A 23,670-nucleotide genomic window follows, 5' to 3' on the forward strand; every position below is an offset into this window, starting at 1 on the left:
GACACCGTCATGTTGCATATTTTCTGTCCCCACTGCGGCGAGCTGCGCTCCGAAGAAGAGTTCCACGCCTCTGGCCAGGCGCACATCGCCCGCCCGCTGGACCCTAACGCCTGCTCCGACGAGGAGTGGGGTACCTACATGTTCTACCGCGACAACCCACGCGGGATTCACCATGAACTGTGGGACCACGTTGCCGGCTGCCGCCAGTACTTCAACGTCACCCGCGACACCGTGACCTACGAGATTCTGGAAACCTACAAGATTGGCGAGAAGCCGCAAGTGACCGCCAACGGTAAAGCCGCGAATGCACCGTCGACCGTCAAAGGCCAAGGGGAAAAAGTATGAGCCAGACCTATCGCCTCGCCAGCGGCGGCCGTATCGACCGCAGCAAGGTCCTGAACTTCAGCTTCAACGGCAAGACCTACCAGGGTTATGCCGGTGATAGCCTGGCCGCCGCGTTGCTGGCCAACGGCGTCGACATCGTTGGCCGCAGCTTCAAGTACTCGCGCCCACGCGGCATCATCGCCTCGGGTACCGAAGAGCCGAACGCCATCCTGCAGATCGGCTCCAGCGAAGCCACCCAGATCCCGAACGTGCGTGCCACCCAGCAGGCGCTGTACGCAGGCCTTGTTGCCACCAGCACCAACGGCTGGCCGAACGTCAACAACGACGTCATGGGCATCCTGGGCAAGGTGGGCGGCAGCATGATGCCGCCGGGCTTCTACTACAAAACCTTCATGTACCCGAAATCGTTCTGGATGACGTACGAGAAGTACATCCGCAAGGCAGCCGGCCTTGGCCGCGCGCCGCTGCAGAACGACCCGGACAGCTACGACTACATGAACCAGCACTGCGACGTGCTGATCGTGGGTGCCGGCCCTGCTGGCCTGGCCGCTGCACTGGCGGCTGCGCGTAGCGGTGCCCGTGTGATCCTGGCCGACGAGCAAGAAGAGTTCGGCGGCAGCCTGCTCGACACCCGCGAAACCCTCGACGGCAAGCCTGCTGCCGATTGGGTCAGCGCTGTGGTCAAAGAGCTGGAAGGCCTGCCGGAAGTGACCCTGCTGCCACGCGCCACGGTCAACGGCTACCACGACCATAACTTCCTGACCATTCACGAGCGCCTCACCGACCACCTCGGCGACCGCGCCCCGATCGGCCAGGTACGCCACCGTGTGCACCGTGTACGCGCTAAACGCGTGGTACTGGCTGCCGGCGCCCACGAGCGCCCGCTGGTGTACGGCAACAACGACGTGCCGGGCAACATGCTGGCCGGTGCTGTTTCTACCTACGTTCGCCGCTACGGCGTGGCCCCGGGCCGCAAGCTGGTGCTGTCGACCAACAACGACCACGCCTATCGCGCCGCGCTGGACTGGCACGACGCCGGCCTGCAAGTGGTCGCCATTGCCGACGCCCGCCACAACCCACGTGGTTCGCTGGTTGAAGAGGCACGTGCCAAAGGCATTCGCATCCTTACCTCCAGCGCTGTGGTCGAAGCCAAAGGCAGCAAGCACGTCACTGGCGCCCGCGTCGCCGCCATCGATGTGCAGGCGCACAAAGTCACCAGCCCAGGCGAAACCCTTGAGTGCGACCTGATTGCAAGCTCCGGTGGCTACAGCCCGATCGTTCACTTGGCCTCGCACCTGGGCGGTCGCCCGGTATGGCGTGACGATATCCTCGGCTTCGTGCCGGGCGATGCGCCGCAGAAACGCGAGTGCGTGGGTGGGATCAATGGCGTGTACGCCCTTGGCGACGTGATTGCCGATGGTTTCGAAGGCGGCGTACGCGCAGCCACCGAAGCAGGCTTCAAGGCAACCGTCGGCACCCTGCCAAAAACCGTTGCACGCAAGGAAGAGGCCACCGTGGCGCTGTTCCTGGTGCCGCACGACAAAGGCACCAAGGGGCCGAAGCAGTTCGTCGACCAACAGAACGACGTGACCGCCGCCGGTATCGAACTGGCCACCCGTGAAGGCTTCGAGTCGGTCGAGCACGTCAAACGCTACACCGCGCTGGGCTTCGGTACCGACCAGGGCAAACTGGGCAACATCAACGGCCTGGCCATCGCCGCCCGTTCGATCGGCATCACCATCCCGGAAATGGGCACCACCATGTTCCGCCCCAACTACACGCCGGTTACCTTCGGCGCCGTAGCGGGCCGTCACTGTGGCCACCTGTTCGAGCCCGTTCGCTTCACCGCCCTGCATGCCTGGCATGTGAAGAACGGCGCCGAGTTCGAAGACGTCGGCCAGTGGAAGCGTCCGTGGTACTTCCCGAAAGCCGGTGAAGACATCCATGCCGCCGTGGCCCGCGAATGCAAGGCCGTGCGCGACAGCGTGGGCCTGCTGGACGCCTCCACCCTGGGCAAGATCGACATCCAGGGCCCGGACGCGCGCGAGTTCCTCAACCGCATCTACACCAACGCCTGGACCAAGCTCGACGTGGGCAAGGCCCGCTACGGCCTGATGTGCAAGGAAGACGGCATGGTCTTCGACGATGGCGTAACCGCCTGCGTTGGCGACAACCACTTCATCATGACCACCACCACCGGCGGCGCCGCCCGCGTGCTGCAGTGGATGGAGCTGTACCACCAGACCGAATGGCCAGAGCTGAAGGTGTACTTCACTTCGGTCACCGACCACTGGGCCACCATGACCCTGTCCGGCCCCAACAGCCGCAAGCTGCTGAGCGAGCTGACCGACATCGACATGGACAAGGAAGCCTTCCCGTTCATGACCTGGAAGGAGGGCAACGTGGGCGGCGTGCCAGCCCGTGTGTTCCGAATCTCGTTCACCGGTGAGCTGTCGTACGAAGTGAACGTGCAGGCCAACTACGCCATGGGCGTGCTGGAAAAGATCATCGAGGCAGGCAAGAAGTACAACCTGACCCCGTATGGCACCGAGACCATGCACGTACTGCGTGCCGAGAAGGGCTTCATCATCGTGGGCCAGGACACCGACGGCTCGATGACCCCGGACGACCTGAACATGAGCTGGTGCGTGGGCCGCAACAAGCCGTTCTCGTGGATCGGCCTGCGTGGCATGAACCGTGAAGACTGCGTGCGCGAGAACCGCAAGCAGCTGGTAGGCCTGAAGCCGGTCGACCCGACCAAGTGGCTGCCGGAAGGCGCCCAGCTGGTGTTCGACCCGAAACAGCCGATCCCGATGGACATGGTTGGCCACGTGACCTCCAGCTACGCATCCAACTCCCTGGGCTACTCGTTCGCCATGGGCGTGGTCAAAGGCGGCCTCAAGCGCATGGGCGAGCGCGTTTACTCGCCGCAGGCGGATGGCAGCGTGATCGAGGCGGAGATCGTGTCTTCGGTGTTCTTCGATCCGAAGGGTGAGCGGCAGAACGTCTAAAGGCCCCCGGATAGCGGCGCAGCCCAAAAAACGGTGCTGCGCTGCCCTGACGAACAAGAATTCAAGGCAGGTAAGAAATGAGCGCTATCAACGTCTTCCAGCAAAACCCCGGCGCCGAGGCCAAGGCCCAGTCGCCCCTCCACCACGCCGACCTGGCCAGCCTGGTTGGCAAAGGCCGCAAGAACGCAGGCGTGACCCTGCGTGAACGCAAGTTCCTTGGCCACCTCACCCTTCGCGGCGATGGCCACAACCCGGAATTCGCCGCAGGCGTGCACAAGGCCCTGGGCCTGGAGCTGCCGGTGGCCCTGACCGTGGTCGCCAACAACGACATGTCGCTGCAATGGGTCGGCCCGGATGAATGGCTGCTGATCGTGCCCGGTGGCCAGGAACTGGCGGTCGAACAAAAGCTGCGTGCAGCCCTTGAAGGCCAGCACATCCAGGTGGTGAACGTGAGCGGCGGGCAAAGCCTGCTGGAACTGCGCGGCCCCAACGTGCGTGAAGTGCTGATGAAATCCACCAGCTATGATGTTCACCCGAACAACTTCCCGGTGGGCAAGGCTGTGGGCACCGTGTTCGCCAAGTCGCAACTGGTGATCCGCCGCACCGCCGAAGACACCTGGGAACTGGTGATTCGCCGCAGCTTCGCCGACTACTGGTGGCTGTGGCTGCAGGACGCTTCGGCCGAGTACGGTCTGAGCATCGAAGCCTAAGGAGCGCAGAACATGAGTCGGGCACCGGATACCTGGATTCTCACCGCCGACTGCCCGAGCATGCTCGGCACCGTCGACGTGGTGACGCGTTACCTCTTCGAGCAGCGCTGCTACGTGACGGAGCACCACTCCTTCGATGACCGGCAGTCGGGGCGCTTCTTCATTCGCGTGGAGTTCCGCCAGCCGGATGATTTCGACGAGGCCGGCTTCCGGGTCGGCCTTGCCGAGCGCAGCGAAGCGTTCGGCATGGCGTTCGAGCTGACCGCACCGAATCACCGCCCCAAGGTGGTGATCATGGTGTCCAAGGCCGATCACTGCCTGAACGACCTGCTGTATCGCCAGCGCATCGGCCAGCTGGGCATGGATGTGGTTGCGGTGGTGTCTAACCACCCTGATCTCGAGCCACTGGCGCATTGGCACAAGATTCCCTACTACCACTTTGCGCTCGACCCCAAGGACAAGCCTGGGCAAGAGCGCAAGGTGCTGCAGGTGATCGAGGAGACTGGCGCAGAGCTGGTTATCCTCGCTCGCTACATGCAGGTGCTGTCGCCCGAGTTGTGCAGGCGCCTGGATGGCTGGGCGATCAACATTCACCACTCGTTGCTGCCAGGGTTCAAAGGCGCCAAGCCTTATCACCAGGCGTATAACAAGGGCGTGAAGATGGTGGGTGCCACGGCGCACTACATCAACAACGACCTGGATGAAGGGCCGATCATTGCCCAGGGCGTGGAGGTGGTGGACCACAGCCATTACCCGGAAGACCTGATTGCCAAAGGGCGTGATATCGAGTGCCTGACGCTGGCGCGGGCCGTGGGTTATCACATCGAGCGGCGGGTGTTCCTGAACGCCAACCGGACGGTCGTTCTCTAGCACCTGCACCGGCCTCTTCGCGGGCAAGCCCGCGAAGAGGCCGGTGCAGGTCACCACCTGTGTTACTTTCCTCCATATCCTCCAGCGACACCCCTGCCGCTAAAAGGCATCTCCCTGTCGCTCCCAGTCAGTGCATCCCGCCGTATCCGGCCCACAATTCCCTGCATTCCAGAAACACATGCCGCCCATGGATGGCGGCGCGTTCAACCACCGCTGCATAAATACAAATCAAGCGAGGTAAGAGCATGTCTGGCAATCGTGGAGTGGTATATCTCGGCGCCGGCAAGGTCGAGGTGCAGAAGATCGACTACCCGAAAATGCAGGACCCGCGCGGCAAGAAGATCGAGCACGGCGTAATCCTGAAGGTGGTCTCCACCAACATCTGCGGCTCTGACCAGCACATGGTCCGTGGCCGCACCACTGCCCAGGTCGGCCTGGTCCTGGGCCACGAAATCACCGGTGAAATCGTTGAGAAGGGCAGCGACGTCGAACGCATGCAGATCGGCGACTTGGTGTCGGTGCCGTTCAACGTCGCCTGCGGCCGCTGCCGTTCCTGCAAAGAGATGCACACCGGCGTGTGCCTCACCGTCAACCCGGCCCGCGCTGGCGGTGCCTACGGCTACGTCGACATGGGCGACTGGACCGGTGGCCAGGCCGAGTACGTGCTGGTGCCATACGCCGACTTCAACCTGCTGAAACTGCCCGAGCGCGACAAGGCCATGGAAAAGATCCGTGACCTGACCTGCCTGTCCGACATCCTGCCTACCGGCTACCACGGTGCCGTGACTGCCGGCGTAGGCCCAGGCAGCACCGTTTACGTCGCGGGCGCTGGCCCGGTCGGCCTGGCTGCCGCTGCTTCGGCTCGCTTGCTGGGCGCCGCCTGCGTCATCGTCGGCGACCTGAACCCGGCCCGCCTGGCCCACGCCAAGTCGCAGGGCTTTGAAGTGGTCGACCTGTCCAAGGACACCCCGCTGCATGAGCAGATCGTCGATATTCTCGGCGAGCCGGAAGTGGACTGCGCCGTCGACGCCGTTGGCTTCGAGGCCCGTGGCCATGGCCACGAGGGCGCCAAGCACGAAGCCCCTGCTACCGTGCTGAACTCGCTGATGCAGGTTACCCGCGTGGCCGGCAGTATTGGTATTCCGGGCCTGTACGTGACCGAAGACCCGGGCGCTGTGGATGCTGCTGCCAAGATCGGCGCGCTGAGCATTCGCTTTGGCCTGGGCTGGGCGAAATCCCACAGCTTCCACACCGGTCAGACTCCGACCATGAAGTACAACCGCCAGCTGATGCAGGCGATCATGTGGGACCGGATCAACATCGCCGAGGTGGTGGGCGTGCAGGTGATCAACCTGGACCAGGCGCCGGAAGGATACGGTGAGTTTGATGCGGGGGTGCCGAAGAAGTTTGTGATTGACCCGCACAAGATGTGGGGTGCTGCGTAATAAACGTCCAACAAGAAAGGCCCCTCAATTCGAGGGGCTTTTTCATGGCTGTTGTCCAATAGCAAGCCCCAGCCTTTCGCCACATGTGTTGGAGCGGGCTTGCTCGCGAAGAGTCAAGCCAGTTGATCGACTGCAATGCAATTTGCTGTGGCGCTGGCAAATTTGAGTTAGCGGTGTCTAAGGGTAGCTAGATAGTCTTGAAGTGTTTGTTTTTCACTCTTGATGATTGCTATTTTTTGTTCGTAGTGCCAAATTTTGTCCATTTCTCTTTGTCGCGCGACATTGTAAAAAAGCCATGAATCTGATCCGTGGGTTAACCGGTTCATCTTGCGAAAATGGTCCGCGGCTTGATTAGTTGCAAAGCTTTGTTTTACCTGCTGTTGCTTTATATAAGACTCGTACTGGTTGACGAGCGGTTGAAATTTTTCCGTAGATAAATTTGAAGCTGTGCTGATTATATTAGACCTCTCATCGGGGAACATTGCCAGTGCCTGTTTGTAAGTTGGGGGTTTAAAGTTGTCTATAGGCTTGATCGCTTCTTGATATGACGGAGGTGCTATATTGTCGCTCTGTGGAAAGGTTAGTTTTGGAAGTTTGGGGCGGAATGTATGCCCTAGGAAGCTACGAATGCGAAAATAACCTGAAGCATCTGAGTAGTTTATGGGATCGTTTCCACAGTAGCAGAATGCGTTGACTCCACCTTTAGCGAACGGGCTGAGGCTGTCGGGAGAAAGAAAACGCATCAAAACGGGACTGTATAATCGATAGCTGCCAAGTAAATATTTTTCTGTGATTATCAGAGGTTCGCCTGCGAAACCAATAAGAGTGCTTTCTTGGTGTTTTTTAGCGGTGTATCCATAAGGAGAAAATACCTTTTCTAAAGTTCCCTCGTTGCCGGTGATGTTTACGGGTGTGCCCAAGGTGTCTAATGAAAAAAACGATATGTTGTTATCTGTAGCGTTCGAAGTGCGCTCCGCTATTGGCCTGCTATCGCCTTGGAAAATTGACGTGTGGTCCTCATCATTAATAATAGTATGGAAATTTCTGGCTTGATAGAATATTGAAAGCTTGGTATTGATTGTCATTTATTATCCCTTTTTTAGCGGTGATGCGAAGATTGGGCTCAGGTAATCAGTTTTGAGTGTCATTGGCTGTTACGCAACTGGCAAAATTACTAGTTCATGATCGACCTCTTGTCGGTTTGGCACCGTTTCTGTGTCTTGACCGTTGACTGGGAACAAACTTCAAAAATACGAGTCAAATAGCTCGATTCACAGGCCATCCCGGCCCACGAGATCCTCTTCCGATGATGAAAGCATTTACCCTGGCAACCCTGATGACCCTGGCCGCAAGCCCGGTGTTCGCCTTCAACCTCAGCGACGCTGCCAACGCCGTGTCGGCCATGCAGAACCAGCATCAGAATCAGCAAGGCCAGGTGCAGGCGCCCGAGACGCAGGCCAATTTGCTCAACACCCTGGGCAGCGAACTCAAGATCACTCCCGAACAGGCCGTGGGTGGGGCAGGGGCGATGCTGGGGCTGGCGCGCAATAACCTGAGCAGCGAGGACTATGGCCAACTGACCAAGGCGGTACCGGGGCTGGACCTGCTGGCCGGGGCCAATGCGCTGGGCGGGCTGAGTGGGCTGGGTGGGTTACTGGGCAAGAACAGCGAAAGCCAGTCGGCGTTGAGCAACGCGCTGGGCAGCAACGTGGAAAACCGCAGCGACCTGGACACTGCGTTCAAAGCGCTGGGGATGGATACCGGGATGATCGGGCAGTTTGCGCCGTTGATTCTGCAGTACCTGGGGCAGCAGGGGATTGCCGGGTCGTTGCTGCAGAACCTGGGGAACCTGTGGACTACCCCGACACCTGCGGTTATGCCGTCGGTATGAGTCGTTGACCCATTGAGGTGTTAACCGCCGCACGTCTTATCTTATAAACGGATACTTTTGAGCGTCTTGTTAAGCTGCCTGAGACGCTCATGCGCATCATCTAACTGGCTTTGGGTAAAGGTGATCAGCGCCAAATGCCCGCGGGGGTTTTTGGATTGTTTGAACATGGCTTCGGTAGTGGGAGCCAGCAGCGTGTTCAATTCACGCTGGTACAGTTCAAAGACCCTGTATTCCCTTCCCATGTAGTTGATGATTGCCTTGCGCTCTTGGTAGAGCTGGCGCTTGAATTTTGACCGCTCTTCCTCGTAGAAAAATGTCTCTGTGGTTTCGTTGAAGCGGAGTGTCTTTTTCGGTTTGGCGTCTCTTGACGCTGAGAGGGGGCGCGGAAGACTCTGTCGTTTCGATGCGTTTGCACGCCCGTGTACTTGAGAGGTGGCTGAAGGCACCTTCAGCCCCATCTGCTTTATGCGCTCATGCAATTGCCCAGCGGTGGGCGCATGCCCTGTAGCGTCTAAGAGATTGATGGGATCGTTCACGCAGTAGGCATAGGCGTTCAGCCCTCCTTGTGCAAACGGGCTGAGGTCATCCGGGCTCTGGAAGCGCATCAAGGCCGGGCTATAGTTGCGATAGCCTTGGCCCAGTGCGTACGAGCGGGTGAGCGGGTCGTAGCGCTCACCGTTGAAACCCAACTTAGCTGTTTGGCCTGTCGAGCAATCATGTTGGCCATAAGGACCATAAACAAACAGAATGACCGACACTGGGCCTGGCCTCACGAAAAACAGAAGGGCGACAGTCTTGTTCACGCTGCGGCCACGCACAACTGGCAGATTTATCAGTAGCAGCTTCAGGTCTCAGCCTGTTTCGGTGAAGTCCACCAGACGCGCTGCTCAGCGCAAGCCAACGGTCAGCACCGCCAAATCCGTCCGCCTGGGTCAGGCGATGAGATCTCAGCCCATTTCCGCCCGCAGTTGCTCGATCCGCTGGTCCTTCTCTACCCAAAGCTGATTCACCCAGGCCTGCACCGTCTGTCGAAACTCAGGATCATTCTCGTAATCCCCCGCCCACAACGCCGGGTCCAGCTCACGCACCTGAATGTCGATAATCACCTGGCTAATGCTGCCATTGAGCAAATCCCAGAACCCCGGTGCCTTGTTGCCGGGGTACACGATGGTCACATCCAGCAAGGCATCCAGCTGCTCACCCAACGCCGCCAGCACAAACGCAACGCCACCCGCTTTGGGCTTGAGCAGGTAGCGATACGGCGACTGCTGTTCCAGCCGCTTGGCCTCGGTAAACCGGGTGCCTTCCAGGTAGTTCACCACGGTCACCGGCTGGCGCTTGAACAGCTCGCAGGCGGCCTTGGTGATTTCCAGGTCCTTGCCCTTGAGCTCCGGGTGCTTCTCCAGAAAGGCCTTGCTGTAGCGCTTCATGAACGGGTAATCCAGCCCCCACCAGGCCAGGCCCAGCAGCGGTACCCAGATCAGCTCTTTCTTCAGGAAGAACTTGAAGAATGGCGTGCGGCGGTTGAGGCTTTCGATCAGCGCGGGGATGTCGACCCAGGTCTGGTGGTTGCTCACGGCCAGGTACGAGGTGTCTTTGCGCAGGTTCTCGACGCCGCGAATGTCCCATTGGGTAGGAATGCACAAGGCGAAGATGGCCTTGTCGATTTCCGACCAGGTTTCGGCCACCCACATCACCGCCCACGAGGCATAGTCGCGGCCACGGCCCGGCAACACCAGTTTGAGCAGGGCGAAGACCAGCAGCGGGCAGATCAACACCACGGTATTGAGCAGCAGCAGGGTGGTAGTGAGAATGCCGGTCAGCAGGCGACGCATAAGGAGACTCTTGTTATGGGAGATAAACGGTTGGCAATGATAAGCAGCGCCGTGGCCTACGCCAAATGTCCAATGCCCGACGGCAGGGACAAATGTTTCACAACATGTTGGTTAACCTTGTGACAGCGAACCTATCTTGCCCGTGCAGTCTAAGCACTGACCCCTCTCAAGGAAGCCTGCCTGTGAAACCTCTGCTTGCCCTGTTGTCGCTGTTGGCACTGCCGGTAATGGCCGCCGAGCCTACGATCTATGGCCGTTACGAGAACATCACCCTGCCCGAGCTGGGCGAAACCCTTAAAGCCAAGATGGACACCGGTGCTTTCACCGCTTCGCTGTCGGCCAAGGACATCGAACTGTTCACCCGTGATGGCGACGAATGGGTGCGTTTCCGCCTGGCCACGAAAGACTCGGACGGCAAGGTGTACGAGCACAAGGTATCGCGCATCAGCAAGATCAAAGGGCGTGCCGATGAAGAGGAAGAAGGCGATGCGCCGGAAATCTCCAAGCGCCCGGTGGTGGACCTGGAGCTGTGCCTGGGTGACGTGAAGCGCACCGTGGAGGTGAACCTGGTGGACCGCAGCAGCTTCAATTACCCGCTGCTGGTGGGTTCCAAGGCGCTGCGCGAGTTCAAGGCTGCCGTGAACCCCGCCAAGAAGTTTACTGCTGGCAAACCTGACTGCTGATTCGATCCGCCTGTTCTGGCCCTTTCGCGGGCACGCCCGCTCCCACAGGACTAGCGCTGCTCTGAAGGGCAGCACAGTACCTGTGGGAGCGGGCTTGCCCGCGAAGAGGCCAGTGAGCTAAAAGTGCAGTCTGCCCTCAACAAGGCCGGACGCCATGCCCCATATCCTCATCGTCGAAGACGAAGCCGCCATCGCCGACACCTTGGTCTATGCCCTTCAGGCAGACGGTCATAGCACCGAATGGGTGACCTTGGGCAGCGCCGCCCTCGACCAGCAACGCCAGCGCCCGGCCGACCTGATCATCCTCGACATCGGCCTGCCCGACATCAGTGGCTTCGAAACCTGCCGCCAGTTGCGCCGTTTCACCGAGGTGCCGGTGATGTTCCTCAGTGCCCGCGACGGTGAAATCGACCGGGTGGTAGGCCTGGAAATCGGTGCCGACGACTACGTGGTCAAACCCTTCAGCCCGCGCGAAGTGGCCGCACGGGTACGCGCGATCCTCAAGCGCATGGCGCCTCGGGCCGAGCCTGCCACCGATACCGCGCTGTTCCAGCTCGACACCCTGCGCATGCAGATCACGTACCGTGGCCAGCCACTCACCCTGACCCGCCATGAGTTCCGTCTGCTGCAATCCCTGCTGGAACAACCGCAGCGGGTGTTCAGCCGCGAACAGTTGCTCGACGCCTTGGGCGTGGCCTCCGATGTGGGCTACGAGCGAACCGTCGACAGCCATATCAAGAGCCTACGCGCGAAACTGCGCCAGGTAGCGGGCGACGCCGAGCCGATCCAGACCCACCGCGGCCTCGGCTACAGCTACAGCCCGGACCATGCCTGATGCGCCTGGGCATCCGGATTTTCCTGGTGTACTTCCTGTTCGTCGGGTTGGCGGGCTACTTTTTGCTCAATACCGTGCGCGAACAAATTCGCCCGGTGGTGCGCCAGTCCTCTGAAGAAACACTGGTCGACACCGCCAACCTGCTGGCCGAGATCCTGCGTGATGACGTCAAGGCCGGGACCCTGAACCAAAGCCGTCTGCCCGAAGTGCTCAAGGCCTATGGCACGCGTAGCCCCGGCGCGCAAATCTGGGGCCTGGCCAAGACCCAGGTCAGCCACCGCATCTATGTCACCGATGCCAAGGGTATCGTGCTACTGGACTCCACCGGCGAGGCCCTGGGCAAGGACTATTCGCAGTGGAATGACGTGCTGAAGACCCTGCGTGGCGAGTACGGTGCCCGCTCCACCCGCAGTGACCCCAACGATGAAAGCACCTCGGTGATGCATGTGGCTGCACCGATCACGGATGAGGGCAAGATCATCGGCGTGGTTACCGTGGCCAAGCCCAACAGCTCGCTGCAACCGTACATCGACCGCTCCGAACAGCGCTTGCTCACTTTGGGCCTGGGGTTGATCGGTCTGGGCCTGCTGATCGGTGCAGCATTGTCGTGGTGGCTGGCGCGCTCGCTGCGCCGGCTGGCCCGCTATGCCCAAGCTGTCAGTGAAGGCGAGCGCGCCGCGTTGCCTCATTACAAGGGCGGCGAGCTGGCGCATTTGGCCCAGGCCGTGGAACGCATGCGCACGCAGCTGGAGGGCAAGGCCTATGTCGAGCGTTACGTGCACACCCTGACCCACGAGCTGAAAAGCCCGCTGGCGGCCATACGCGGGGCGTCCGAGCTGTTGCAGGACGAGATGCCGGCCGACCAGCGCGCGCGGTTTGCCGGCAATATCGAGCGTGAGAGCGAACGCTTGCAGCAGATGGTCGAGCGCCTGCTCAACCTGGCCCGGGTCGAGCAGATGCAGGCGCTGGAAGACGAGCAGCAGGTGGCACTGGCGGCGTTGGTGGACGAGTTGTTGTTGGCCCATGCAGCGTGCATCGATGGGGCCAGTCTGCACGTGCGTCAGCGGGTGCCTGCCGGGTTGCGTTTGCTGTGTGATCCGTTCCTGATGCGCCAGGCGCTGGCCAACCTGCTGGATAACGCGCTGGACTTCACCCCCGAAGGGGGGGCGCTGCTGTTCGACCTTGACCGCGATGGCGAGCGGGTGGCGTTGAGCCTGTTCAACCAGGGGCAGGCGATACCGGCGTATGCCATCGGGCGGGTCAGCGAACGGTTCTACTCGCTGCCGCGGCCAGGAAGTGGGCGCAAGAGCACCGGCTTGGGGCTGAACTTTGTGGCTGAAGTGATGCAGCTGCATGGTGGGGCGTTGGCGGTGGATAACGTCGATGGCGGCGTGCGGGTACGGTTGTGGTTGCCGGTGCGGCGTATCAGTTGAGGTAGCTGCGGCCCAAAAACACACAATCTCCACACAGTCTCCCCAAGGCCTCCACGCAAGGCGCAGACACTGCGCCCACTGCCACAGGAGGCCCCATGACCAAGACCCTCGGATACAAACTCGGCCTGATAGCCGTGCTCATATTGCTGCTGCTCATCCCGTTGCTGCTGATCAACGGCCTGATCGATGAGCGCCAGGCCCTGCGCGACGACGTACTGCGCGACATCGCGCAAAGTGCCAGCTTCGACCAGCAGCTCAGCGGCCCCCTGCTGGTGGTGCCGTACCGCAAGTACCAGCGCCGCTGGATCGAAAAGGATGGCGAGCGTACTCAGGAAACCAGCACTGTTGCCGGCCACCTGTACTTCCTGCCGGAAACCTTTGACGCCGACCTGGGTGTGGACACCGAACTACGTGCCCGAGGTATCTACCAGGCCCGCCTGTTCCACGCCAAAGGCCGCATCAGCGGTCGTTTCAAGCTTCCGGAGCGCTGGGGCATCGACAAGGACTTCGACGATTACCGCTTCGACAAGCCGTTCCTGGTGGTGGGCATCAGCGATATCCGCGGCATCGAGAACGGCCTGGGACTGAGCATGGATGTGCAAAAGGTGCCGTTCGAGGCCGGTACTCGGCTCGACTGGATGCGCGGCGGCGTGCATGCCAGCCTGCCAGCGCTGGACGGCCTGCAGGCGCGGGAATTCAGCTACGGCTTCGATCTGGCGCTGCAAGGCACTGGCCAGTTGCACATCGTGCCGGTGGGCCGTACCAGCAGCGTGGACATGCGCGCCAACTGGCCTCACCCAAGCTTCGTCGGCAGCTACCTGCCCAACCGCCGCGACATTGATCCCCAGGGCTTCAGCGCCCATTGGCAGACATCGTTCTTTGCCACCAACCTTGAAGACGCCCTGCGCCAGTGCGCCATTGCCGGGCAGTGCACCGACTTCAGTGAGCGCAGCTTCGGGGTGAGCTTTGTCGACCCGGTGGACCAGTACCTGAAAAGCGAACGGGCGATTAAATACGCGCTGTTGTTCATTGCACTGACCTTTGCCGGCTTCTTCCTGTTCGAAGTGCTGAAAAACCTGAGCGTACACCCGGTGCAGTACATCCTGGTGGGCGTAGCGCTGGCGTTCTTCTACCTATTGTTGCTGTCGTTGTCCGAGCACATCGGGTTTGGCCTGGCGTATGGGCTGTCGGCTTCGGCGTGCGTGCTGCTGATCGGCTTCTACCTGAGCCATGTGTTGCGCAGCCTGGGGCGAGGGGTTGGGTTTGCGGCGGGGTTGGCGGCGTTGTATGCGCTGCTCTACGGTCTGCTGAGCGCCGAGGATTATGCGCTGCTGATGGGCTCGCTGCTGTGTTTTGGCTTGCTGGGGGTGTTCATGGTGCTGACCCGGCGGCTGGACTGGGCGCGGGTGGGGAGGGTGGCATGAGGGAGGATAGAGAAATTGGGCGGTGGCTGGCCCAGCGGATTGGGCAGTTGTTTCCTGTTGTACCGAGGTGAGGCCATCGCGAGCTAGCTTGCTCCTACAGGGGCGCCACAGGCCATGTAGGAGCGAGCTAGCTCGCGATAGGGCCGGTCAGGCCACCGGTGCAGTGGCGACCATCGATGGCCGCTGGCTCACTTCGGCATACCACGCTGCCAACCCTGGCTGGCGCTCACGCCAGCCAAACTCGGGCTGACGCAAATCCAGATACCCCAGCGCACACGCCACGCCAATTGCTGCCAGGTCGAACCCAGACATCAACTCGGGCAGGTGCTCATGCTCCAGGTTGGCCAGGCTGCGGCGGATCTTGTCGCCCTGCGCCTGCAACCAGCCGTCCCAGCGTTTGTCTTCGGGCCGCAGGAAGCTTTCATAGCGCGACGACACCGCCGCATCCATGATCGCATCGGCCTGCGACACCAGCGTCATGCGCCGCCAGCGCGCCGAGCCTTCGCGGGGCAAGAGCGGCAGGCCGACGTGTTGCAGGTCGAGGTACTCGCAGATCACCCGGCTATCATGCAGCACGGTGCCGTCTTCCAGGCGCAGGGCCGGGATCTTGCCGATCGGGTTGTCCTGGTTGAGCTGCAGGTCGCCGCTCACCGGGCTGATGTTCACCGGCTGCAGCTGCACCCTTTCGAATTGGCCGGTTTCATGCAACACCACCATGACCTTGCGCACGAAAGGCGACAACGGCGAGTGGAACAGGGTCATCGTGCTCATGCTTCAATTGCCCTGCAGGCTGGGTGGCAGGCAGACACCGGTGCCGCCGATGCCGCAGTAGCCGTCCGGGTTCTTGGCCAGGTACTGCTGGTGGTAGGCCTCGGCAAAGTACACGGTCGGCGCCTGGTCGATTTCAGTGGTGATTTCACCAAAGCCGGCCTTGCTCAGTTCAGCCTGGAAGGCGTCGCGGCTGGCCTTGGCCTGTTCCAGCTGTTCCGGGCTGGTGCAGTAGATGGCCGAGCGGTACTGGGTGCCGACGTCATTGCCCTGGCGCATGCCCTGGGTGGGGTTGTGCAGCTCCCAGAACATCGCCAGCAGCTCGCGGTAGCTGACTTTGTCCTTGTCGAACACCACCAGCACCACTTCGGTGTGGCCGGTCAGGCCCGAGCAGACTTCTTCGTAGGTAGGGTTTGGGGTGAAGCCGCCGGCGTAGCCGACCACAGTGCTGACCACGCCCTCGCGCTGCCAGAAGCGGCGCTCGGCGCCCCAGAAGCAACCCAGGCCGAAGATGGCGAAGTCGATGGCGCCTTCGAAGAACGGGCCGAGCAGCGGGGTGCCTTCGAACACGTAGTGGAACTCGGGCAGGGCCATTGGCGTTTCGCGGCCAGGCAGCGCCTGTTCCGCAGTTGGCATGACGTTTTTGTTCACCAGGATTTCCGAACGCAGGACCATGGCCGTTCCTCTGTGTTTTTTCAGTTGGATAGGTGTTGGGGCCTTCGCGGGCATGCCCGCGAAGGGACCCGAATGGCTTCTATAGTGCCCGAGGATGGCGCCGCTGTCAGGCCACAGGGCCACGCGGGTATCGCTTCAGCCGCTCAGCCAGCTCCCGCCCCGGAATTGGCCGGTCAAACAGGTAACCCTGGCCCACGTCGCAACGGTGCCTGCGCAGAAACGCCAGCTGCTCCGGCGTCTCGATCCCTTCGGCCACTACCTTCAGCTTTAGGTTGTGCGCCATGGCCACCACCGCCGAGGTAATTTCCATGTCGTCCTGGTTGTCGGGGATCTCATTGATGAAGCTGCGGTCGATCTTGAGAATGTCGATCGGAAACTTCTTCAGGTAGCTCAGCGACGAGTAACCGGTACCGAAGTCGTCCATGGCCAGGGTCAGGCCCAAGGCCTTCAGCTCGTCCAGCTGGCGGTGGGTGTCTTCGGTGGCTTCCAGCAGGAGGCCTTCCGTCAGCTCCAGCTCCAGCAGGTGCGGTGGCAGGGCTTCTTCCTTGAGGATGGTGCTGATAGAGGCTACCAGGTCGGGGTCGGAAAACTGCTTGGGCGACAGGTTGATCGCTACGTGCAGGTTGCCCAAGCCGGCCTCGCGCAGTTGCTGGCTCATGCTGCATGACTGGCGTATCACCCATTTGCCAATGGGAATGATCAGGCCGGTTTCTTCTGCCACGCTGATGAACTGATCCGGGCGGATCATGCCGCGCTCGGGGTGGTTCCAGCGCAACAGCGCTTCCAGCCCCAGCAGGCGACCGCTACGCAGGCAGATCTTGGGCTGGTAGAACACTTCCAGCTCGTTCTGGGTCAGGGCACGGCGCAGGTTGTTCTCGACGAACAGCTTGTAGCTGGCTTCGGCATTGAGCACTTCGGTAAACACCTGCACCTGATGCTTGCCGTTGGCCTTGGCCTTGTGCAACGCCAAGCCGGCGTTTTTCATCAGGCTGGCCGGGTCAGCGCCGTGCAGCGGTGCGTAGGCCAGGCCCACCGAGGCCGTGACGTTGATCAACTGGTTGTCGACGAACATCGGCTTGTCGAGGGTGCGCAGCAATTGCTGGGCAACGCCCTGGCCATCTTCCAGGCTGGTGTCGTCAAGCAATACCGCGAACTCGTTACTGGCAAAGCGCGCCAGGATACCGCCGGTGTGCAAGCTGTTGCGCAGGCGGCGGGCCAGGCTGATCAGCAGCTTGTCGCCGGTCTGGTGGCCAAGGCTGTCGTTGATGCGCTTGAAGTTGTCGATGTCCACCAGCAGCAGGCACATCGCGCTTTCGCCATCGCGGGCAAAGCACTCGTCCAGGCTGCGGATGAACGCCGGGCGGTTGCCCAGGTTGGTCAGGTTGTCGGTGTAGGCCAGTCGCTCGATGCGCTGCTGGGCCAGCTTGGTCTGGGTGACGTCTTCGTAGATGCCGATGTAGTGGGTCAGCTCACGGTTATCGCCGTACACCTTGGAAATCGACAACTGGCCCCAGTAGGGCTCCAGGTTCTTGCGCCGGCTCCTGAATTCGCCCTGCCAGCTGTTGCCCATGGCCAGGCTCGACGGCGAGTCGAACAGCAATTCGCTGAGGTTCTCCAATGCCGGCAGCTCACCCAGGTGGCGGCCTTGCACTTCTTCGGTGCTGTACTGGGTGATGGCGGTGAAACTCGGATTGACGTACTCCACACGGCCATCGCGGTTCACCAGCAAAAAGGCGCTGGCGCTTTGCTCGACGGCACGCTGGAACAGGTGCAATGCGCTGGCCGCAGTGCGCCGGTTGTGGTTGGTGATGACTTGGGCGAACTGGTCGGCCAGCTCACCTGCAAAGGCTATCTCGTCCGATTGCCAGGCCCGTGGCTGGCCGGTCTGCTCCAGGCACAGCACGCCGACGACCTGGCCATCGACACGGATACTTGCGTCGAGCATGGCCTTGTTTTCCGGGCACAGGCTTTGCGCCAGGGCGCGGGTACGTGGGTCGTGGCCGGCGTTGTGGGCGTCGATGGCACGGCTGGCGTGCAGCGCGTCGAGGTAGTCGGGGAAACGGCTGGCATCGATGGCTTCGGGCTGGCGATGCTCTTGTGCATCGCGGTACCAGGCGGTGATCGGTTCCAGACGCTGGTCGTCCAGGTGCCAGATGCTGGCGCTGTCGACCTTGTAGATTTCGCAGGCGCTGCGGGTAATCAGCTGGGCAGCTTCCAGCAGCGAGTTCCCGGCACTGTAGCGCTGGCGAGCCAGGCGCAGGATCAGGTCCTGCTGGCCGTGCACGCGCTCCAGGTGTTCCAGCTGCTCTTGCTGGGCGCGTTGGTTCAGTTGCAGGGCCAGCTGCAGGCGGTTGTTGCGTGATTCCAGGTCGTTGGCGTCGGCTTCGCCGGTATCGTCCAGCAGGTCATCGAGCACGCTCAGGTAGCCGCGCAACAGCTGGCGGTTATGCTGCTTGTAGGTTTCACCCACCTCCAGCAGGCGCAGCGAGGCGCTGGGCGTGTGCAGGGTGTAGCGCACGCGGTAGTACCCGCGCTGGGCCAGTTGCAGTTGGACCTCGTCGTGCAACCGGTAGCGAACTTCGGGTTCCATCAGGCTGGCGTAGGGTGCGTCTACCAAGGCACACAGGTCGCCGGCGTGCAGGCCAAACTGGCGCTCGCAGGCCGGGTCCAGGTAGAGCATGGCCCAGGTGGCTTCGTTGAGCCGTTCGAAACGCAGCATGCCGAGCCGCGAGGGCACGGGTAACGGCGTGACGACCTCGGCCGCCACACGGCTGGCGGCATCGGGTTGGCTTTTCATCGAAGACTCGCTTGAAGAGGGAACGCGGCCTTGCGGCGGCGGCAGATTCGGCAAGGTTGCATCATGTCCCGAGGGCTGGCAAGCGGCCATGCGTGATGCTGTGTACAGGTTATCGGCTGTCAGGGCTGATTCTGTAGTTTGGCTGGAGATTTTAGGGCTGCTACGCAGCCCTAATGTACCTTGTGTCAGGCAAAAAAAAGCCCCGCCAATCGACGGGGTTGAGGTACGAGCGTGGCAGCTCGAAAAGGGTACTGCCCCTCGCAAGGAGGGGCAGCGGGCCGCCTTACAGCAGCATGGTGCGGATATCGCCCAGCACGTCGCCCAGGCGCTTGGTGAAGCGCGCGGCGGCTGCGCCGTTGATCACACGGTGATCGTAGGACAGCGACAGTGGCAGCATCAGCTTAGGCTGGAAGGCCTTGCCATCCCACACTGGCTGCATGGTCGCCTTGGAGACGCCCAGGATAGCCACTTCCGGCGCGTTGACGATCGGCGTGAAGCCGGTGCCGCCAATGTGGCCGAGGCTGGAGATGGTGAAGCAGGCGCCTTGCATCTCGTCGGCCGACAGCTTCTTGGTGCGGGCTTTTTCGGCCAGCGCAGCCGCTTCGGCAGCCAGTTGCAGCAGGCTCTTCTGGTCGACGTTCTTGATCACAGGGACCAGCAGACCGTCCGGGGTGTCCACGGCAAAGCCGATGTGCACGTACTTCTTGCGGATGATGGCCTTGCCGCTTGGTGCCAGCGAGCTGTTGAAGTCTGGCAGTTCCTTGAGCAGGAAAGCACAGGCCTTGAGCAGCAGTGGCAGCACGGTCAGCTTCACGCCAGCCTTCTCGGCCACGGCCTTCTGCGCAACGCGGAAGGCTTCCAGCTCGGTGATGTCGGCGGAGTCGAACTGGGTCACGTGCGGCACGTTCAGCCAGCTGCGGTGCAGGTTGGCAGCACCGACCTGCATCAGGCGGGTCAGGGCCACTTCTTCCACTTCACCGAACTTGCTGAAGTCCACGGCAGGGATCGGCGGGATGCCGGCACCGCCGGTTGCACCGGCTGCTGCCGGAGCTTCCTTGGCCTTCTGCATCATCGCTTTGACGTAAACCTGCACGTCTTCTTTCAGAATGCGGCCGTGCGGACCGGTGGCGGCAACAGCGCCCAGGTCGACACCAAATTCACGGGCCAGCTGACGAACGGCTGGGCCTGCGTGAACCTTGGCGTTGCTGCCAGCGGCCGGTGCGGTAGCAGCCGGTGCCGGGGCGGCAGCCGGGGCAGCAGCGGCAGGTGCGGCAGCCGGAGCAGCCTCAGCCTTGGCTGGCGCCGGGGCAGCAGGGGCCGGAGCGGCAGCCGGGGCTGCGCCAGCGACCTTCAGTTTGAAGATCAGGTCGCCAGTGCCGACTTCGTCTTCCAGCTTGCACAGCACTTCTTCGACCACGCCAGCAGCTGGCGACGGGATTTCCATGGAGGCCTTGTCGGACTCCAGGGTAATCAGCGACTGGTCGGCTTCGACGGTGTCGCCGACCTTGACCAGCACTTCGATGATCTTGGCCTTGCCCGACGAGCCGATGTCCGGCACGTGGATGTCCTGCACGCTGGCGGCAGCCGGGGCTGCGGCTGGCGCAGGGGCAGCTTCGGCAGCAGGCGCTGGGGCAGCAGCCGGGGCCGCAGCTGCAGCGGCTGGAGCCTCAGGGGCCGCAGCAGCGGCGCCCTCGGCTTCCAGAACCAGCAACTCGTCGCCTTCTTTCAGGCGGTCGCCCAGCTTGACCTTCAGTTCCTTGATGACGCCGGCCTTGGGGGCCGGGATTTCCATGGAGGCCTTGTCGGACTCCAGGGTCAGCAGGCTCTGGTCAGCCTCGATACGGTCACCGACCTTGACGAACAGCTCGATGATTTCACCTTCACCGCTGCCGATGTCAGGTACGCGAATGAGTTCGCTCACTTAAAAATACTCCTCAGCAGTCCAGTGGGTTGCGCTTGTCCGGGTCGATACCGAACTTGACGATAGCGTCTGCAACAACCTTGGGTTCGATCTCGCCACGGTCAGCCAGGGCTTCCAGGGCAGCCAGCACCACGAAGTGGCGGTCGACTTCGAAGAAGTGACGCAGCTTCTTGCGGCTGTCGCTGCGACCGTAACCGTCGGTACCCAGGACCTTGAACTCTTTGCTCGGCACCCACTGGCGAATCTGTTCAGCGAACAGCTTCATGTAGTCGGTAGAAGCGATGACCGGGCCTTTGCGACCGTTCAGGCACTGCTCGACATAGGTCTGCTGTGGCTTCTGGCCAGGCTTCAGACGGTTGGCGCGTTCCACGGCCAGGCCGTCGCGGCGCAGTTCGTTGAAGCTGGTGACGCTCCACACGTCGGCACCGACGTTGAACTCTTCACGCAGGATCTTCGCCGCTTCGCGGACTTCGCGCAGGATGGTGCCGGAGCCCATCAGCTGTACGTGGTGCGCGGCTTCGCGGGTGTCTTCTTCCAGCAGGTACATGCCCTTGATGATGCCTTCCTCGACACCGGCCGGCATGGCTGGCTGCTGGTAGGATTCGTTCATCACGGTGATGTAGTAGAAGATGTCCTGTTGCTCTTCGGTCATCTTCTTCATGCCGTCCTGGATGATCACCGCCAGCTCGTAGCCGTAGGTTGGATCGTAGGTGCGGCAGTTCGGGATGGTGCCCGCCATCATGTGGCTGTGACCGTCTTCGTGCTGCAGGCCTTCACCGTTCAGGGTGGTACGGCCGGCGGTACCGCCGATCAGGAAGCCGCGGGTGCGGCTGTCGCCAGCGGCCCAGGCCAGGTCGCCAATGCGCTGGAAGCCGAACATCGAGTAGAAGATGTAGAACGGCAGCATCGGCTGGTTGTGGCAGCTGTACGAGGTACCGGCAGCGATGAACGACGACATGGCGCCGGCTTCGTTGATGCCTTCCTCGAGGATCTGGCCTTTCTTGTCTTCGCGGTAGAACATCACCTGGTCTTTGTCGACTGGCTCGTAGAGCTGGCCGACCGACGAGTAGATGCCCAGCTGGCGGAACATGCCTTCCATACCGAAGGTACGGGCTTCGTCCGGGATGATCGGGACGATGCGCTGGCCGATTTCCTTGTCCTTGACCAGCTGCGCCAGAATACGCACGAAGGCCATGGTGGTGGAGATTTCGCGGTCGCCCGAGCCGTCCAGGATCGCTTTCAGCGTTTCCAGTGGCGGGGTCGGTACGCTGAAGCTCTTGGCACGGCGCTGTGGCACGAAACCGCCCAGGGCAGCACGGCGCTCGGCCAGGTACTTGGCTTCGGCAGAACCTTCTTCCGGCTTGAAGAACGGCAGGTTTTCGAGGTCGGCATCCTTGACCGGGATGTCGAAGCGGTCACGGAAGTGACGCAGGCTGTCGACGTCGACCTTCTTGGTGTTGTGCGCGGTGTTCTTGGCTTCGCCGGCACCGGTACCGTAACCCTTGATGGTCTTGGCCAGGATGACGGTAGGCTGGTCTTTGTGGTTGACCGCCTGGTGGTACGCCGCGTAGACCTTGTACGGGTCGTGGCCACCACGGTTGAGCTTCCAGATCTCGTCGTCGGACAGGTCTTCGACCATGGCCTTGAGTTCTGGGGTGTTGAAGAAGTTTTCACGAACGTACGCGCCATCTTTGGCTTTGTAGTTCTGGTACTCGCCGTCGATGACTTCGTCCATGCGGCGCTGCAGGGCACCGTCGGTGTCCTTGGCGAACAGTGGGTCCCAGAAGCGGCCCCAGACAACCTTGTTGACGTTCCAGCCACCGCCACGGAAAACGCCTTCGAGTTCCTGGATGATCTTGCCGTTGCCGCGAACCGGGCCGTCGAGGCGCTGGAGGTTGCAGTTGATGACGAAGATTAGGTTGTCCAGCTTCTCGCGGCCGGCCAGGGCGATTGCGCCCAGGGATTCCGGCTCGTCACACTCGCCGTCGCCCATGAAGCACCAGACTTTCTGCTTGCCGGCCGGGATGTAGCCGCGCGCTTCCAGGTACTTCATGAAGCGGGCCTGGTAGATGGCCTGGATCGGGCCCAGACCCATCGATACGGTCGGGAACTGCCAGAAGTCAGGCATCAGCCATGGGTGCGGGTACGAAGACAGGCCATTGCCGTCCACTTCCTGACGGAAGTTGTTCATCTGGTCTTCGTTGATGCGGCCTTCCATGAAGGCGCGGGCGTAGATGCCTGGGGAGGCGTGGCCCTGGAAGAAGATCAGGTCGCCGCCGTGTTCTTCGGTCGGGGCCTGGAAGAAGTAGTTGAAGCCGATGTCGTACAGGGTGGCACTGGAGGCGAAGCTGGAGATGTGTCCGCCCAGGTCCGAGTCTTTCAGGTTGGTGCGCATGACCATGGCCAGGGCGTTCCAACGCACCATCGAGCGAATGCGGCGTTCCATGAACAGGTCGCCAGGCATGCGTGCTTCGTGGGTGACAGGGATGGTGTTGCGGTATGGCGTGGTGATCGCATACGGCAGCTGGGAGCCACTACGGGTGGCCAGCTCGCCCATACGGGTCATCAGGTAATGAGCGCGGTCTTCGCCTTCTTTGTCGAGGACCGACTCCAGGGCATCCAGCCATTCCTGGGTTTCGATTGGATCGAGGTCTTGCATGGCTTGCTCCAGGGCGGAAAGGCAACCAGAATCGATTGCCTGAAGTTGCGACTGGCCTTATGGGCAGACGTCGTGAATTCTTGGATTACCGGGGTGTCTTCCGGCGCGTTGTAGTTTTACTACATTTGCTTTCGCATTTCATGCTTTTACACGACACGAGTAGTAGTAAAACTACATTTGTGCGACGTTTGGTCGCACCTTGGCTTGTGAGGAAAAACGTTCATGTTGGTTGGCATTGTGTCGCGAACGGGTGGTTCTTGATGATTGTTGCCAAGTTTTCGTTTTTTTCAGCTATTTCCAACTTTTGTACGACAGTCCAACCGTGGTCCGGCTTCCCCTTGGCCGCTTTTTCCCCTCTATTTCACGCC

General features: G+C 61.4%; 18 protein-coding genes. 10 read left to right on the forward strand and 8 right to left on the reverse strand.

Features of this window, described 5'->3' with window-relative positions; all coding sequences use genetic code 11:
* Positions 1-9 precede the first annotated feature (9 nt).
* The 5 genes from ACF8MI_RS05810 to fdhA all read left to right on the forward strand — a co-directional run bounded on the left by ACF8MI_RS05810 (position 10) and on the right by fdhA (position 6,381).
* Positions 10-345 (forward strand): sarcosine oxidase subunit delta, encoded by a 336-nt coding sequence (locus ACF8MI_RS05810; RefSeq protein WP_012270119.1) that lies wholly within the window; start codon positions 10-12, stop codon positions 343-345.
* On the forward strand, positions 342-3,356 hold the full coding sequence (locus ACF8MI_RS05815) for a sarcosine oxidase subunit alpha (RefSeq protein WP_060499133.1): 3,015 nt from the start codon (positions 342-344) through the stop codon (positions 3,354-3,356). Before ACF8MI_RS05810 ends, ACF8MI_RS05815 begins: the two co-directional genes overlap by 4 nt.
* Before the next feature lie 77 nt (positions 3,357-3,433).
* Positions 3,434-4,066 (forward strand): sarcosine oxidase subunit gamma, encoded by a 633-nt coding sequence (locus ACF8MI_RS05820; protein WP_016484539.1) that lies wholly within the window; start codon positions 3,434-3,436, stop codon positions 4,064-4,066.
* Between the two features lie 12 nt (positions 4,067-4,078).
* Positions 4,079-4,936 carry a formyltetrahydrofolate deformylase gene (gene purU, locus ACF8MI_RS05825; protein ID WP_060499132.1) on the forward strand — a complete coding sequence of 286 codons (858 nt, stop codon included), beginning with the start codon at positions 4,079-4,081 and terminating at the stop codon, positions 4,934-4,936.
* 245 nt (positions 4,937-5,181) lie between these two features.
* Complete coding sequence (gene fdhA / locus ACF8MI_RS05830) at positions 5,182-6,381, forward strand: formaldehyde dehydrogenase, glutathione-independent (RefSeq protein ID WP_012270123.1); 1,200 nt, start codon at positions 5,182-5,184, stop codon at positions 6,379-6,381.
* 167 nt (positions 6,382-6,548) lie between these two features.
* Here fdhA and ACF8MI_RS05835 read toward each other — a convergent pair whose 3' ends face one another.
* A complete protein-coding gene (locus ACF8MI_RS05835) occupies positions 6,549-7,466 on the reverse strand; it encodes an RHS repeat-associated core domain-containing protein (protein WP_104833582.1) in 918 nt (305 codons plus the stop codon).
* 224 nt (positions 7,467-7,690) lie between these two features.
* Between ACF8MI_RS05835 and ACF8MI_RS05840 the strand changes: the two genes are divergently transcribed.
* Complete coding sequence (locus ACF8MI_RS05840) at positions 7,691-8,272, forward strand: DUF2780 domain-containing protein (protein WP_060499169.1); 582 nt, start codon at positions 7,691-7,693, stop codon at positions 8,270-8,272.
* A 41-nt stretch (positions 8,273-8,313) separates the two neighbouring features.
* On the opposite strand, the gene ACF8MI_RS05845 is transcribed toward ACF8MI_RS05840, so the two are convergent.
* A complete protein-coding gene (locus ACF8MI_RS05845; protein WP_392517432.1) occupies positions 8,314-9,075 on the reverse strand; it encodes an RHS repeat-associated core domain-containing protein in 762 nt (253 codons plus the stop codon).
* 144 nt (positions 9,076-9,219) lie between these two features.
* Positions 9,220-10,107, reverse strand: a complete 888-nt coding sequence (locus tag ACF8MI_RS05850) for an acyltransferase (RefSeq protein WP_060499128.1) — start codon at positions 10,105-10,107, stop codon at positions 9,220-9,222.
* Between the two features lie 182 nt (positions 10,108-10,289).
* Between ACF8MI_RS05850 and ACF8MI_RS05855 the strand changes: the two genes are divergently transcribed.
* From ACF8MI_RS05855 to creD, 4 genes are all read left to right on the forward strand, one after another.
* Positions 10,290-10,790 (forward strand): ATP-dependent zinc protease, encoded by a 501-nt coding sequence (locus tag ACF8MI_RS05855; RefSeq protein ID WP_104833581.1) that lies wholly within the window; start codon positions 10,290-10,292, stop codon positions 10,788-10,790.
* Between the two features lie 154 nt (positions 10,791-10,944).
* Complete coding sequence (gene creB / locus ACF8MI_RS05860) at positions 10,945-11,625, forward strand: two-component system response regulator CreB (protein WP_060499126.1); 681 nt, start codon at positions 10,945-10,947, stop codon at positions 11,623-11,625.
* Positions 11,625-13,058 carry a two-component system sensor histidine kinase CreC gene (creC, locus tag ACF8MI_RS05865; RefSeq protein ID WP_392517433.1) on the forward strand — a complete coding sequence of 478 codons (1,434 nt, stop codon included), beginning with the start codon at positions 11,625-11,627 and terminating at the stop codon, positions 13,056-13,058. The genes creB and creC overlap by 1 nt, the downstream gene beginning before the upstream one ends.
* Positions 13,059-13,153: 95 nt before the next feature.
* A complete protein-coding gene (creD, locus tag ACF8MI_RS05870) occupies positions 13,154-14,482 on the forward strand; it encodes a cell envelope integrity protein CreD (protein WP_200929000.1) in 1,329 nt (442 codons plus the stop codon).
* Positions 14,483-14,629: 147 nt separating this feature from the next.
* On the opposite strand, the gene ACF8MI_RS05875 is transcribed toward creD, so the two are convergent.
* The 5 genes from ACF8MI_RS05875 to aceE form a co-directional block, all read right to left on the reverse strand.
* The gene (locus tag ACF8MI_RS05875) at positions 14,630-15,253 is read right to left on the reverse strand and encodes a glutathione S-transferase (RefSeq protein ID WP_104833580.1); all 624 of its coding nucleotides are present in this window, start codon (positions 15,251-15,253) and stop codon (positions 14,630-14,632) included.
* 3 nt (positions 15,254-15,256) lie between these two features.
* Positions 15,257-15,925, reverse strand: coding sequence for a peptide-methionine (S)-S-oxide reductase MsrA (gene msrA / locus ACF8MI_RS05880; protein ID WP_060499122.1), 669 nt, complete (start codon positions 15,923-15,925; stop codon positions 15,257-15,259).
* Positions 15,926-16,031: 106 nt separating this feature from the next.
* Positions 16,032-18,722, reverse strand: a complete 2,691-nt coding sequence (locus ACF8MI_RS05885) for a bifunctional diguanylate cyclase/phosphodiesterase (protein WP_060499121.1) — start codon at positions 18,720-18,722, stop codon at positions 16,032-16,034.
* Between the two features lie 283 nt (positions 18,723-19,005).
* Entirely contained in the window at positions 19,006-20,643 is a 1,638-nt protein-coding gene (gene aceF / locus ACF8MI_RS05890) for a dihydrolipoyllysine-residue acetyltransferase (RefSeq protein WP_104833579.1), read from the reverse strand.
* Between the two features lie 13 nt (positions 20,644-20,656).
* On the reverse strand, positions 20,657-23,302 hold the full coding sequence (gene aceE, locus ACF8MI_RS05895) for a pyruvate dehydrogenase (acetyl-transferring), homodimeric type (RefSeq protein ID WP_060499119.1): 2,646 nt from the start codon (positions 23,300-23,302) through the stop codon (positions 20,657-20,659).
* Positions 23,303-23,670: the final 368 nt, after the last annotated feature.

The sequence above is a fragment of the Pseudomonas sp. yb_9 genome, assembly GCF_043103635.1.
GTDB lineage: Bacteria > Pseudomonadota > Gammaproteobacteria > Pseudomonadales > Pseudomonadaceae > Aquipseudomonas > Aquipseudomonas monteilii.

What these genes read in the sequence shown, in the direction of transcription:
- ACF8MI_RS05835 (WP_104833582.1), bottom strand. Translation starts at nt 7,466, where the DNA reads ATGACAATCAATACCAAGCTTTCAATATTCTATCAAGCCAGAAATTTC.
- ACF8MI_RS05850 (WP_060499128.1), bottom strand. Translation starts at nt 10,107, where the DNA reads ATGCGTCGCCTGCTGACCGGCATTCTCACTACCACCCTGCTGCTGCTC.
- ACF8MI_RS05815 (WP_060499133.1), top strand. Translation starts at nt 342, where the DNA reads ATGAGCCAGACCTATCGCCTCGCCAGCGGCGGCCGTATCGACCGCAGC.
- aceE (WP_060499119.1), bottom strand. Translation starts at nt 23,302, where the DNA reads ATGCAAGACCTCGATCCAATCGAAACCCAGGAATGGCTGGATGCCCTG.
- creD (WP_200929000.1), top strand. Translation starts at nt 13,154, where the DNA reads ATGACCAAGACCCTCGGATACAAACTCGGCCTGATAGCCGTGCTCATA.
- ACF8MI_RS05875 (WP_104833580.1), bottom strand. Translation starts at nt 15,253, where the DNA reads ATGAGCACGATGACCCTGTTCCACTCGCCGTTGTCGCCTTTCGTGCGC.
- creB (WP_060499126.1), top strand. Translation starts at nt 10,945, where the DNA reads ATGCCCCATATCCTCATCGTCGAAGACGAAGCCGCCATCGCCGACACC.
- ACF8MI_RS05820 (WP_016484539.1), top strand. Translation starts at nt 3,434, where the DNA reads ATGAGCGCTATCAACGTCTTCCAGCAAAACCCCGGCGCCGAGGCCAAG.
- fdhA (WP_012270123.1), top strand. Translation starts at nt 5,182, where the DNA reads ATGTCTGGCAATCGTGGAGTGGTATATCTCGGCGCCGGCAAGGTCGAG.
- ACF8MI_RS05840 (WP_060499169.1), top strand. Translation starts at nt 7,691, where the DNA reads ATGAAAGCATTTACCCTGGCAACCCTGATGACCCTGGCCGCAAGCCCG.
- creC (WP_392517433.1), top strand. Translation starts at nt 11,625, where the DNA reads ATGCGCCTGGGCATCCGGATTTTCCTGGTGTACTTCCTGTTCGTCGGG.
- ACF8MI_RS05885 (WP_060499121.1), bottom strand. Translation starts at nt 18,722, where the DNA reads ATGAAAAGCCAACCCGATGCCGCCAGCCGTGTGGCGGCCGAGGTCGTC.
- ACF8MI_RS05810 (WP_012270119.1), top strand. Translation starts at nt 10, where the DNA reads ATGTTGCATATTTTCTGTCCCCACTGCGGCGAGCTGCGCTCCGAAGAA.
- purU (WP_060499132.1), top strand. Translation starts at nt 4,079, where the DNA reads ATGAGTCGGGCACCGGATACCTGGATTCTCACCGCCGACTGCCCGAGC.
- msrA (WP_060499122.1), bottom strand. Translation starts at nt 15,925, where the DNA reads ATGGTCCTGCGTTCGGAAATCCTGGTGAACAAAAACGTCATGCCAACT.